This is a genomic window from Vibrio sp. LaRot3, from assembly GCF_027587025.1.
Lineage (GTDB): Bacteria > Pseudomonadota > Gammaproteobacteria > Enterobacterales > Vibrionaceae > Vibrio.
This window is the reverse complement of the sequence record NZ_JAPPTI010000001.1, coordinates 634,595-647,927: the sequence shown is the minus strand read 5'-3', so window position 1 is coordinate 647,927 and position 13,333 is coordinate 634,595. Positions and strand designations below refer to the sequence as shown.

The window sequence follows — 13,333 nt, the reverse complement described above, 5'->3', positions numbered from 1 at the left end:
AGCACCATGACAGACCAATCTCAGCAAAACCAACTGTCGCAGCACGTTTCTGTAAAAGAAGCGCAAATGGCCGAAGTGTTAGCGAAAATCGTACGTGATAAATATCAATGGGTTGAAGCGCGTAAGCTTGAGCAACCTTTAGAAAACTTTAAAGCGGAGCTTGCACCCTCTGACCGAGATTTCTATCAAGCGGTCGGAGATGATCACACAGCATTTATCTTAGAATGTAAGAAAGCTTCGCCATCCAAAGGGCTGATTCGAGATGACTTTAATCTTGATTACATTGCTTCGGTCTATAACAACCATGCCGATGCTATTTCAGTATTAACAGATGAGAAATACTTCCAAGGCAGCTTTGATTTCTTACCACAAGTGCGCGGCCAAGTTCGCCAACCTGTGTTATGTAAAGACTTCATGTTGGATAGCTACCAAGTCTATCTAGCGCGACACTACTCAGCTGATGCCATTTTGTTAATGCTTTCAGTATTAGACGATGAAGAATATCAGCAGCTAGCGGATGTCGCCCATTCGCTCAACATGGGGATTCTGACTGAAGTCAGCAACGAAGAAGAGCTGCACCGCGCGGTAAACCTTGGCGCAAAAGTGATTGGCATTAACAATCGCAACCTACGTGATTTGTCTACAGACCTCAACCGCACGAAAGAACTATCTCCGACCATCCGCGAGCTAGCACCCAATGCAACCGTCATTTCTGAGTCTGGCATTTATACCCATCAGCAAGTACGTGACCTTGTGCCTTATTCAGATGGCTTCCTAATCGGTAGTTCTCTAATGTCAGAAGATAACTTAGAGCTCGCCGTTCGCAAAGTCACTTTAGGCGAGAACAAGGTATGTGGCCTAACCCACAATGATGACGCAGCAAAGGCATATCAAGCGGGTGCGGTATTCGGCGGTTTAATTTTTGTCGAACAATCGAAGCGCTACGTTAGCCCTGAAGAAGCACGTATCGTGATGAGTGGTGCGCCGCTTAACTATGTTGGCGTATTCCAAAACCATCCTGCTGAAATTGTGGCAGAGATAGCCACTCAGCTAAAACTCTCCGCGGTTCAACTGCATGGCGTAGAGTCACAAGAATACATCGAAGTGCTTCGCACCCAACTACCCGCCAGCATTGAGATATGGAAAGCTTATGGAGTAAGTGATAGCGCACCTACTCGCATCGCTCGTGGTATTGACCGCCACCTACTGGATGCTCAAGTTGGCAGCCAAAGCGGCGGCACTGGACAAACTTTCGATTGGTCACTGATTAGCGATGCCGAACAAACCATGCTTGCAGGCGGCCTATCCGCAGAGAATACACAACAAGCCAGCCAACTAGGCTGCTTGGGACTAGACCTAAACTCGGGCGTAGAAAGCGCTCCGGGCAAAAAAGATTCAACTAAGTTGCAACAAGCGTTTGCTGCAATTAGACAATATTAAGGAAGAGAGCAATGGCAAAGTTAGATGCCTACTTTGGCGAATATGGCGGTCAATACGTTCCGCAAATTTTAGTGCCTGCGCTAGATCAACTAGAGCAAGCGTTTATTGATGCACAACAAGACCCTGAGTTTCGCAGCGAGTTTATGGCGCTGCTGCAAGAGTACGCCGGCCGCCCAACAGCACTTACGTTAACTCGTAACCTGACTAAAGGGACTAAAACCAAGCTGTACCTGAAACGTGAAGATCTGCTTCACGGTGGTGCACACAAAACCAACCAAGTTCTTGGCCAAGCGCTACTTGCTAAGCGTATGGGCAAGAATGAAATCATCGCTGAAACTGGCGCGGGCCAACACGGCGTAGCAACAGCCCTTGCTTGTGCTTTGCTTGGTTTGAAGTGTCGCGTTTACATGGGCGCTAAAGACGTTGAACGTCAAAGCCCGAATGTATTTCGTATGAAGCTAATGGGTGCGGAAGTCATTCCAGTACATTCTGGCTCCGCAACACTAAAAGATGCGTGTAATGAAGCACTGCGTGACTGGTCTGCAAGCTATGAAGAAGCACATTACCTTCTTGGTACGGCAGCGGGCCCTCACCCATTCCCGACAATTGTGCGTGATTTTCAACGTATGATTGGCGAAGAAACCAAAAACCAAATTCTCTCGCGTGAAGGTCGTCTACCGGATGCAGTGATCGCTTGTGTCGGTGGCGGTTCAAACGCAATTGGTATGTTTGCTGATTTCATTGAAGAAGAAACCGTGCGCTTAATCGGGGTCGAGCCAGCTGGTAAAGGCATTGATACGGACCAACATGGTGCGCCACTAAAACATGGTAAGACGGGTATCTTCTTCGGTATGAAAGCGCCGTTAATGCAAGACCAACATGGCCAAGTTGAAGAGTCTTACTCTGTATCCGCTGGTCTGGATTTCCCATCGGTTGGTCCTCAACACGCGCATCTTAATGCAATTGGCCGCGCGGAGTACGACAACGTCACTGATGACGAAGCGCTAGATGCGTTCCAAGAGCTCGCTCGCAGTGAAGGTATCATTCCTGCGCTTGAGTCTTCTCATGCTTTAGCTCATGCGTTGCGCATGGCGCGTGAGAACCCAGAAAAAGAGCAGCTATTGGTGGTAAACCTATCTGGCCGTGGCGATAAAGATATCTTCACAGTGCATGCCATTCTAGAAGAAAAAGGAGTGATCTAATGGACCGCTATCAACAAATGTTCCAACGTCTTGCAGAGAAAAACCAAGGCGCGTTCGTTCCTTTCGTTACTGTGTGCGATCCAAATCCGGAGCAATCATTAGCCATTATGCAAACGCTGGTTGAGGCAGGAGCAGATGCTCTAGAGTTAGGTATTCCTTTCTCTGACCCACTGGCAGATGGCCCAACGATTCAAGGTGCAAATATACGTGCGTTAGATTCAGGCGCAACACCGGATATCTGCTTTGAGCAAATCGGTAAGATTCGTGCTCAATATCCTGAGCTACCAATCGGTCTTTTGATGTACGCCAACTTAGTGTACTCACGAGGCATTGATGATTTTTACTCTCGCTGCGCAAAAGCAGGTATTGATTCAGTTTTGATTGCAGATGTACCTACTAACGAAAGCGAAGAATTTGTTGCTGCCGCAGAGAAGCATGGTATTCACCCTATTTTCATCGCTCCTCCAACGGCAAGCGATGAAACATTGAAATCTGTTGCTGAACTGGGTGGTGGCTACACTTACCTACTTTCGCGCGCAGGTGTGACAGGGGCAGAAACCAAGGCTAATATGCCAGTGAACCACTTATTAGAGCGCCTAAATCAGTTCGATGCGCCACCAGCACTGCTTGGTTTTGGTATTTCTCAGCCTGAGCAAGTTAAGCAAGCATTAGAGGCTGGCGCTGCAGGGGCAATTTCTGGTTCTGCGGTGGTTAAGATTATCGAATCTAACCTTGAGCAACCAGAGCAAATGCTGAGTGAGTTAAAAGCCTTCATTTCACCAATGAAAGCCGCAACTCAAAAGTAATTCTGTAACATTGTTTAAAGATCGATTGCCCGCTCGTAATCGATCTTTTTATTAACATTCACCACACCAATCAACCCTCCCTTCCATACACCATTTTATAAACTAAGCACCTCAAACTTATAACAACACAAAGAGCAAACGTTTGCTTTCGTGCGAAATATCACCAAACACACAAAAAGCTGTTCAACTTTTAATCTTTGCCTCTTGTTGCTTATTGCTAATTGTAAAACAAACGTGTAAAAACCTTCTCGAAACAATTAACCAACACGACGAAAGCCGTTAGTAGTTAATTCTAGGAATTAAACATTTATTAGCACAGAGGTTATGGAAGTGTTAAAAGAAAAGAGTTTGCTAAGCAACATTGGCGTTCAAGTCGTCATTGCTATGATCATTGGTACTGCCGTTGGTGCCATGATGGGCCAAAGTGCCGCAATGTTCGCTCCACTGGGCGCTATTTTTATTAACTTAATCAAAATGCTGGTTATCCCATTGGTAGCGGTTGCACTTATCTCAGGTGCCGCTGGTCTTGGTAATAGCCAATCTGCAGGTAAAGTAGGCGTTGTTACCCTTGGCTACTTTGCTCTAACGTCAGCGTTAGCAGTAACACTTGCACTCGTTATGGGTACTGTATTCGAGCCGGGCATGGGTATCGACGTTTCTGGCGTTGAAGGCATGTTCTCATCAGAATACGCTTCTAAAGGTGAGCTACCTACTTTCTGGGCGACCATCACTGGTATGATCCCAACTAACGTTTTCCAATCACTGAACGAAGCAAACATCCTACAAATCTTGGTATTCTGCCTGTTCTTTGGTATTGCTATTTCTAAGCAAGACAAAGCCCGTCGCGAACCAATCATGAACGGTGTTAACTGTATCGTTGATGCTATGGTTTGGATGATCAACAAAGTGATGATCATTGCCCCTATCGGTGTATTCGGCCTGATGGCTGAAGCAGTAGGTACATTTGGTTTTGGCGCGCTAATGGTAGTGTTCAAACTATTCGTCGTTTACGTTGCTGCTATCTTAATCTTCGGTTTCGTTGCTTACCCACTGATGATCCAAATCTTCACTAAGACATCAGCGAAGAAATTCCTAACGGTAATGAAGAAGCCTCAAGCGGTTGCACTATCAACAGCATCATCAATGGCGACTCTACCAGTAACAATGGATGCATGTGAAAACGAGCTTGGTGTTCGTAACTCTACGGCTTCATTCGTACTGCCACTGGGCGCGACAATCAACATGTCAGGTAACGCGATTTACTACGGTTTGGTTGCTATCTTCTTCGCACAGCTGTTCCAAGTAGACCTAGGCATGGGCGCGTACATCGCAATCATCGTGACTTCTACGCTAGGTGCGGTTGGTCAAGCTGGTGTTCCTGGTCCTTCATTCTTAGTGGTAGCAGTACTGCTGGCGGCGGGTATTCCAATTGAAGGTCTACCACTACTGTTCGCTCTAGACCGTATCTTCGATATGATTCGTACAGCACTTAACATCACAGGTGATGCGGCATGTGCGGTAATTGTTGATTCTCTGATTGAAGATGAGCAACAAGTAGAAGAGCTAGAAAAGCAAAACGCTTAATCCCTTACAGCTCTAACAGCATTCTAAAGCCACTCCTCGGAGTGGCTTTTTACTTGCTCTAGAACCGTATCGAGACAGCGCATCATTCGTAAACATACATTATGCTTGGTCGAATACATTCTCTAACAAACAAGAAGTGATCTTTTGAGGCATAAAGTCTGTAGTATCAAGTTGGCCGCCGTCATCTTTGTATTCTATTTCATTCAATAAGCCGCTACCTTTGACGGTGATGTTCTTAATCCCCATTCGATCCAAGTCTTCCAAAGTATAGTACCAGCCATGTGTTTGCTGTTTGATCTGACAGCTATTCTCTATTGTCTGTCCGTAAGTGGTAATTTGTTGGTCGACGCCCATATGCCTAAAGAATGCCGTCTCTTTGGTTCGTAAACGATTTAGATAGGTCATAAATACAGCTTTATCGCTTTTTGGCACACTTTGTTGCCAAAGTTTATCCGTTTGCTTTGCACCACCGTGCCAACCAATCAATGAGTTGGTATTAATCACCACACTTTTCGCCGCAGGAAGTATGTAGTTAGCACAAGCAGAGAAGCACACCTCACTGATTTCGACATCAAGTTGGTTCTCTTTAACAAAATAACCAAACTCTATTCCAACCGCCATTTCGCCGCCAGTACTAGTAATCTTCAATTTCTTAATGGTTTTATCACTTTGCCTCACCATCCTTATTGCTTCTAGCACACCATCACCTGTGATCATTCCTTCATAAATCAACGTGTCGCCAGTTAGTAACAGTCGCTGACCTGTTGGGAAAACTGTCGGTGTGCTTTTGCAGCCCGTAGTAGTGCCCGCGAGTACCAAACCAAATAACGCTATGCCGACCAATTTCATCATCTTTTCCTGCCCTATTTCACTCTAAACCAAATGAGTCGATTTATAATATCCACCAAATTACCTGAGATTAGATAAAACCAAGCGCTTTGCGATAGAGGGAACAAGTTCTGTGTAATTGAGTTATCTATAAGCAGCGAGTTAGGCGTTAGACTTGGCCGTTCAGGCAATACTTTCTATCGTGTTTTCCCATATCGACTGCCTCTTCACACGATTGCAGTGGAGGGAGATCAAATAAGCCCATGTTTAAATACAACTTTTATATTTAGGTTATAAAACTATAGGTATAATGCCGACAATTATGAAAATGGATGTCTGGCATTATGGAATCACAACAAGAAAAGAACCGCCGACCACTTGCTGTTCGTAACCTTTCCATCGCGAAACGTATAGCGATGTGGTCAAGCAGTAAAAATATAACGCCCAATCAAATATCGCTAATGAGCATAGCCTTTGCCGCTTTAGGTTTGGCTTTTGGAGTTGGCTATCACTTGTTCCCGTCCGCTGTTTGGCTGCTGTTCATACCACTCGCCATCCAAATGCGTCTACTGTGTAATTTATTTGATGGTATGGTGGCTGTAGAAGGCGGAAAGAAAACACCCGCTGGTGAACTGTTTAATGATGTACCAGACAGAATTGCCGACCCCCTACTCATCTTAGCCGCTGGATTTGTTGGCGTTTCACAGTTTGCGTTGCCATTAGCATGGACAGCTGCGTTACTCGCCGTGTTAACCGCTTATATTCGCGTGCTCGGCGTTAGTATGGGTTGTGAGGCGGACTTTAGAGGCCCAATGGCCAAACAACATCGCATGGCACTACTTACATTGGTTTGCCTACTCATGTTTGCCAACCAAGCCTTTGATCTTCTCCCTGCTCCATTTATTTACACTATGGATGCCACGCTTGGTGTGATGGTTGTTGGCTGTTTGTACACCTCATGGCGCCGCTTAAAAACCATTTACGATACCAAAGCGAAACAAACCAAGACCGAAGCAGGCACTGGCACCGATACAACCTCTGAAAACAACGTAGATACCGCGAGCTAAAATCCATGATGACTATACCTACCCATTCGCTGCATATGATGGCGACAATTATCTTAGTTCTAGTAGTTGGAACGCTCGCCTATTTGTATTTATCACGACGCCATCCAGACAAAGACTATCAAGAGCTGAAACTGCGTATTCGTTCATGGTGGTGGATGATTGGCATTGTGTTTGTGGTGCTTTACCTACCCGTCCAATACACTCTCATTTTCGTCGGCTTTTTAAGCTTTATGGCGCTCAAAGAGTTTCTCTCTATTGTGCCTACCCGTATGACCGATCGCCGCGTGATCTTTTGGGCTTATCTTTCTATCCCTTTCCAATACTACTGGTTGTCCATTGGTTGGTACGGCATGTTCATCATCTTTATTCCGGTGTACATGTTCCTTTACCTACCGATGGTGGCGGTATTAATTGGCGATACTAAAGGCTTTATTCGCTCGGCGGGCATTATTCACTGGGCTTTGATGCTAACGGTATTCTGTGTCAGTCACATGGCTTACTTACTCGTATTACCAAGCAAGAATCCTGATGCCGGTTCGATGGGGATGTTGCTCTTCCTACTTGTCTTTACCCAGTTCAACGACGTGTGTCAGTACGTTTGGGGCAAGAGCTTCGGTAAACATAAAATTGTGCCAAAAGTGAGCCCAAATAAAACATGGGAAGGCTTTATCGGCGGCGCTGCTACCATTATTACCATTAGTTACTTTGTTGCACCTTACCTCACTCCACTGACTTCACTGCAAGGCATGGTGGCTGGTATGATCATTGCATTTAGTGGCTTTATCGGTGACTTAGTGATCTCTTCGGTTAAGCGCGATCTTAAGATTAAAGACACCAGCCAGTTCATCCCTGGCCATGGTGGTATCTTAGATAGAATCGACAGCTTGATGTTTACTGCACCGCTGTTCTTCCACTACATCTACTACTTGTACTACTAGGGGCTAAATATGAAGATTTTTAAGTTTCTATTTGTGCTGCTGCTGGTCAAGCCGTTGGTGTTTATTGGCTTGGGCCTTAACGTCATTCAACGACAAAATCTGCCAGAGAAAGGCCCTGTGATTGTCGCCGCCAACCACAATAGCCATCTTGATACCTTGGTGTTGCTCGCGCTGTTCCCAATCAGTATGGTGCACAAGGTTCGCCCAGTGGCTGCGGCGGATTACTTTCTCAAAAACAAGCTGTCTTCTTGGTTGTCACTCAATGTGCTCGGTATCATTCCTATTCGCCGTTCTCCTTCCAAAAGTGAACGAAACGCTGTATTTGATGAGTGCCACCAAGCACTGAAAAACGGAGACATCCTGATCATCTTCCCTGAAGGAAGCCGCGGTGAGCCAGAAGTGATGAGTGGTTTAAAGAAAGGGATTTATCACTTAGTCAAAGAGCATGACAACTGCCCAGTTGTGCCAGTCGTAATGCGAGGTTTAGGCCGCTCTTTGCCAAAAGGCACTGCGATGTTTGTACCGTTTAATTGTGATGTCGTACTTGGTGAAGGTATCGATAAGTTTGCCGATGCGGATGCTTTCCTTACAACCATGCAGCAGCAATACGATCAACTTAGTGAGCTATGCATCGTGACAACACTCGGTGATGAATAGCGACGTTAACCCAAAACAAAAAACCCAGCATCACTGCTGGGTTTTATCATTTCTTACCACTTAATCATTATAAGAAGTGGAATGTCGCGTTAAGCGTAAAGGTGTTGATGTTGTCACTCTCGCCTTCAACTTCTACCGCAAAGCTTTGGTAACCAGCACCAAGTGTTAGACCCGGTAGCACAGAGTACTCTGCACCAACACCGTACATGATATCGATGCCATCATCTGAAGGGATGCTACCAAAGTTACTGCTGTAACCGATATCGTAAGAGTGTAAGCCACCACGCGCGTAAACATGTAAAGGACCAAAATCAATACTTGGCTTAGCAGCAAAGTAAAGTGAGCTTGCGTCCGCTTTTGCAGTGATACCTGCACGTGGAGCAGAAAACTCTACTTGACCAAAATCCCAGTAACCTGCTTCTAGGCCGATGAATGGTAGGATACCCGTACCAACATGCACACCGTATGCTGTGTCATTCTCGCCTGAGAAATCAGATTGACCGCCTTGAACACCACCGTAAATCCAAGAGTCTGCAGAAGCAGTCGCTGATGCACCTAATAGCGCCAAAGCGATAAGTGTCTTTTTCATAATTAACCTTCTCTTTATCGTAATGCCAGTGAACGGCAAGGCTCTGCCGTTTCTCTGACATGGCTGTCTGTTGAGCAAAATAATGCAAATAGCATACCGTTATGACAGAACACTGTTAAATCTAAATAATCTAATCAGTTAGCGCCTAAAGACTATTCAATGAGCGCTGGCATAAAGGCAATTAACAGTTGTCGATAGCGTTTTTCACTCGCTTGTCAGACACTGGATATGGCGTACCCAACTGCTGAGCAAAGAAGCTCACGCGAAGCTCTTCAAGCATCCAACGCACTTCTTTGACGTTTTCCGGCACTGCCACACCTTTAGGAATCTTGTTCAGCAGCTCTTTATAATCATTCGCCACTGATTCAACCTTGAGCATGTGCAAACGGTCTTTATTTGGATCAATCGGTAATTTCTCCATACGACGTTCAACCGCTTTAAGGTAACGAAGAATATCTGGCAGACGTTTCCAGCCACACTCAGTGGCAAATCCTTTAAAGATAAGCCCTTCCACTTGCGCTTTAATATCAGACAGCGCAAACGCCATACTGAAATCAATCTTACCTTTAAGCTTCTTATTGATGTTGAATGCCGTAGTTAAGATCGTTTCCACTTGCTTAGCAATCTCAACCACAGTGTCACCGAGTTCTGCACGAATGTGTTCTTTCATCGCTTCGAACTTATCGGATTCCCAAACAAGGCCGCCCTGCTCTTCAATCAGCTTATCAACACCACAAGCGATACAATCATCAATCAGATCAAGTACTTTTCCGTAAGGGTTAAAGTACAAGCCAAGTTTAGACTTGTTCGGCAAGTTAGAGTGCAGATATTTAATTGGCGATGGTACGTTGAGAAGAATCAGACGTCGCTGACCTGCACGCATTGCAGTGTGCTGCTCGTACTCAGTTTCAAACAGTTTGATCTCAACACTGTCTTTGCTATCAACAATCGCTGGATACGCTTTTACATCGTAACCGCCACGTTTCTGTTGGTAGACTTGAGGCAGTTCACCAAAGCTCCAAGTATGTAAACCTTGCTGTTCGATATCATCGTCGGCCACTTTCGATAGGGTTTCTTGCACCTTATCTTTTAGGCTTTCTTTCAGCTCATGGAGGTCTTTATTCTCTTTGAGCTTACGATTGCGGTGATCGACAGCACGGAAAGTCACTTTCAAATGCTCAGGCACTTGCTCTAAGTTCCAATCCTCACGCAACAGCTCGGTACCTGTCATGCGGCGCAGCTCTTTCTCTAGCGCATCAAGCAATGGCATTTCCATTGGTGTTACGCGAGCAAGGAACGCATCGGCATAGTTTGGCGCAGGAACAAAGTTCTTACGCAAGGTTTTCGGTAACGACTTAATTAAGCTCACAATCAGCTCATGGCGTAGCCCCGGGATCTGCCAATCAAAGCCTGATTGGTCAATCTGGTTCAAAATAGGCAGTGGTACATGTACCGTGACACCGTCACTATCTTCGCCCGGCTCAAATTGGTAGCTCAGCTTCAACTTAAGCCCACTTTGATGCCAGAAGTTCGGGTAATCTAAATCCGTCACATGGCTTGCATCACCTTTGAAGAGCATTTCTTTTTCAAAATTGAGCAATTCTTTATTTTGCTGTGAGGCTTTCTTCCACCATGTATCGAAGTGCTTACCAGAAACAACTTCCGTACCCACACGCTGATCGTAGAAATCGAACAGTTCATCGTCATCTACCAAAATATCGCGGCGACGAGATTTATGCTCTAGCTCTTCGACTTCTTGCAATAGCTTACGGTTTTGCTTGAAGAAGGCATGCTTGGTTTCCCACTCCCCCTCAACCAATGCGCTGCGCACGAAAATCTCGCGGCTAATGACAGAGTCAATATTGCCGTAGTTCACCAAGCGTTTCGGTACGATAGGAATTCCGTACAGCATGACTTTTTCATAAGCCATAACTGCGGCACGTTTCTTCGACCAATGAGGCTCGCTATAGCTACGTTTAATCAGATGTTTCGCTAAAGGCTCAATCCATTCAGGCTGAATCTTGGCGATAATACGGCCCCAAAGCTTAGAGGTTTCCACCAACTCTGCTGACATAATCCACTTCGGCTGCTTCTTAAACAGACCAGAGGCAGGGAAGATATGGAAACGAGCGTTACGTGCGCCTTGATATTCATTCTTCTCTTGGTCTTTCATACCGATGTGAGAAAGAAGGCCAACTAAGATAGCCGAGTGCACGCCTTGGTACGACGCTGGCTCATCATTGAGTTTAAAGTCCATTTCACGCATGGCTTGGTGAATCTGGAAGTAAACATCTTGCCATTCACGCACGCGCAGGTAGTTAAGGTAATCCTGCTTACACTGCTTGCGGAACTGATTACCTGACAGGGCTTTTTGCTGCTTCTGAATGTAATCCCACAGGTTCACAAACGTTAAGAAATCTGACTCTTCATGGAAGAAGCGACGATGCTTATCATCAGATGATTGCTGCTTATCACTTGGGCGCTCACGCGGGTCTTGAATCGACAAGGCAGAGGCAATGATCATCAACTCTTTGGTCGCACCATATTTAGGTGACTCTAAAACCATACGCGCCAAACGAGGATCGATAGGTAAACGAGCTAACTGACGACCAATCGCAGTCAGTTTTTTCTTATCCCCTTCACGGCTATTTTTCGCATTTGAACTGATCGCACCCAGTTCTTCTAACAGACGAACACCATCTTGAATGTTGCGCTTATCTGGCGCTTCAACAAATGGGAATGCCTGAATATCACCTAGACCTAGCGCTGTCATCTGCAAGATAACAGATGCTAGGTTGGTGCGCAGAATTTCAGGATCGGTAAACTCAGGACGGGACTCAAAATCCTCCTCCGAGTAAAGACGAATACAGATACCCTCTTCCACACGACCACAACGACCTTTACGCTGGTTGGCACTGGCCTGAGAGACTGGCTCAATTGGCAGGCGTTGCACTTTAGTTCGGTAGCTGTAGCGACTAATACGCGCGGTACCCGGATCAATCACATACTTGATACCCGGAACGGTAAGCGAAGTTTCTGCTACGTTAGTCGCCAATACGATGCGACGCCCTGTATGAGGTTGGAAGATCTTGTTTTGCTCACCGGCAGACAAGCGCGCATAAAGCGGCACGATTTCCGTGCTCTTTAAGTTTCGTTTCGATAAAGCATCAGCGGTGTCGCGGATCTCACGCTCACCATTCATGAAGATAAGGATGTCACCTAAGCCTTCATCACACAGTTCATCCACCGCCTCGAAGATACCTTCAAGCTGATCACGGTCGCTGTCATCATCACCACGTAATGGACGGTAGCGCGTTTCAACTGGGTAAGTACGACCAGAAACTTCAATAATCGGAGCATTATTAAAGTGGTTTGAGAATCGCTCTGGGTCGATGGTTGCCGACGTAATAATGACCTTCAAATCAGGGCGACGCGGCAGTAACTCTTTTAAGTAACCCAAGATGAAATCGATATTCAGGCTGCGTTCGTGCGCTTCATCAATAATGATGGTGTCGTATTGATTTAAGTAGCGGTCGTGCTGAATTTCAGCCAGTAAGATACCGTCTGTCATCAACTTGATTTGGGTGTTGTCAGAGATTTGATCGTTGAATCGAACCTTATAACCAACAAACTCACCCAGCTGAGTTTCCATCTCCTCCGCAATGCGGTTGGCGACCGAACGTGCTGCCAATCGACGAGGCTGAGTATGACCAATTAGACCAAACTTACCACGGCCAAGCTCGGCGCAAATTTTCGGTAACTGGGTGGTTTTACCTGAGCCCGTTTCACCAGCCACGATAACCACTTGGTTTTCCTCAATGGCTTTGGCGATGTCATCTCGTTTCTGACTAACCGGAAGAATTTCTGGGTATTCGATAGTTGGCTGATACGCGCTGCGCTGCTCGACATCCATCATGGATTTAGCAATATCAAGCGCGATCTCATCAAACACTGCATTGCGCGCAGCGTCTTTCTTAATCTTGTTAGCACCTGCGATACGCTTACTTAAGCGTAATCGGTCGCGCAGCATGCATTGTTCAAGCGCTTTGCGCAGAGAGGCAGCACTGTTAGCTTGCGATTTTTGCTCTGCTGGCTTGTTTTTATTTGGCTGTGACGAAGTCAAAGCGTGTCCTATTCTTTGCTGTATCTAAAACTGGCGGGATTGTATCACAGTTTGCTAATAAAACGCCCATAAGTACCAGTGCTTATGGGCGTTAAGCAA

Annotated in this window: 10 protein-coding genes; 7 read left to right on the top strand and 3 right to left on the bottom strand. The window is 45.9% G+C overall.

Going from position 1 to position 13,333, the window contains the following annotated elements; translation table 11 throughout:
• Nucleotides 1-6: 6 nt before the first annotated feature.
• The 4 genes from trpCF (at nt 7) to OH461_RS03035 (ending at nt 5,032) form a co-directional block, all read left to right on the top strand.
• Nucleotides 7-1,440 (top strand): bifunctional indole-3-glycerol-phosphate synthase TrpC/phosphoribosylanthranilate isomerase TrpF, encoded by a 1,434-nt coding sequence (gene trpCF, locus OH461_RS03050; protein ID WP_270019155.1) that lies wholly within the window; start codon nt 7-9, stop codon nt 1,438-1,440.
• Nucleotides 1,441-1,451: 11 nt separating this feature from the next.
• Nucleotides 1,452-2,642 carry a tryptophan synthase subunit beta gene (gene trpB, locus OH461_RS03045; protein WP_270019154.1) on the top strand — a complete coding sequence of 397 codons (1,191 nt, stop codon included), beginning with the start codon at nt 1,452-1,454 and terminating at the stop codon, nt 2,640-2,642.
• Nucleotides 2,642-3,448, top strand: coding sequence for a tryptophan synthase subunit alpha (gene trpA / locus OH461_RS03040; protein ID WP_270019153.1), 807 nt, complete (start codon nt 2,642-2,644; stop codon nt 3,446-3,448). Before trpB ends, trpA begins: the two co-directional genes overlap by 1 nt.
• 324 nt (nt 3,449-3,772) lie before the next feature.
• Nucleotides 3,773-5,032, top strand: a complete 1,260-nt coding sequence (locus OH461_RS03035; protein ID WP_270019152.1) for a dicarboxylate/amino acid:cation symporter — start codon at nt 3,773-3,775, stop codon at nt 5,030-5,032.
• A gap of 99 nt (nt 5,033-5,131) precedes the next feature.
• Here the strand turns inward: OH461_RS03035 and OH461_RS03030 are convergent, their stop codons facing one another.
• Nucleotides 5,132-5,884, bottom strand: a complete 753-nt coding sequence (locus OH461_RS03030) for a hypothetical protein (RefSeq protein ID WP_270019151.1) — start codon at nt 5,882-5,884, stop codon at nt 5,132-5,134.
• A 320-nt stretch (nt 5,885-6,204) separates the two neighbouring features.
• On the opposite strand from OH461_RS03030, the gene OH461_RS03025 reads away from it, so the two are divergent.
• From OH461_RS03025 to OH461_RS03015, 3 genes are read left to right on the top strand one after another with little or no spacing between them, the layout of a single operon-like run.
• The gene (locus OH461_RS03025; RefSeq protein ID WP_270019150.1) at nt 6,205-6,927 is read left to right on the top strand and encodes a CDP-alcohol phosphatidyltransferase family protein; all 723 of its coding nucleotides are present in this window, start codon (nt 6,205-6,207) and stop codon (nt 6,925-6,927) included.
• A gap of 5 nt (nt 6,928-6,932) precedes the next feature.
• Nucleotides 6,933-7,865, top strand: coding sequence for a phosphatidate cytidylyltransferase (locus OH461_RS03020; RefSeq protein ID WP_270019149.1), 933 nt, complete (start codon nt 6,933-6,935; stop codon nt 7,863-7,865).
• A 9-nt stretch (nt 7,866-7,874) separates the two neighbouring features.
• Complete coding sequence (locus OH461_RS03015; RefSeq protein ID WP_270019148.1) at nt 7,875-8,522, top strand: lysophospholipid acyltransferase family protein; 648 nt, start codon at nt 7,875-7,877, stop codon at nt 8,520-8,522.
• A gap of 67 nt (nt 8,523-8,589) precedes the next feature.
• On the opposite strand, the gene OH461_RS03010 is transcribed toward OH461_RS03015, so the two are convergent.
• Both OH461_RS03010 and hrpA read right to left on the bottom strand, forming a co-directional pair.
• Nucleotides 8,590-9,111, bottom strand: coding sequence for an outer membrane beta-barrel protein (locus OH461_RS03010; protein ID WP_270019147.1), 522 nt, complete (start codon nt 9,109-9,111; stop codon nt 8,590-8,592).
• Nucleotides 9,112-9,292: 181 nt separating this feature from the next.
• A complete protein-coding gene (gene hrpA / locus OH461_RS03005; protein ID WP_270019146.1) occupies nt 9,293-13,234 on the bottom strand; it encodes an ATP-dependent RNA helicase HrpA in 3,942 nt (1,313 codons plus the stop codon).
• Between the last annotated feature and the right edge of the window lie 99 nt (nt 13,235-13,333).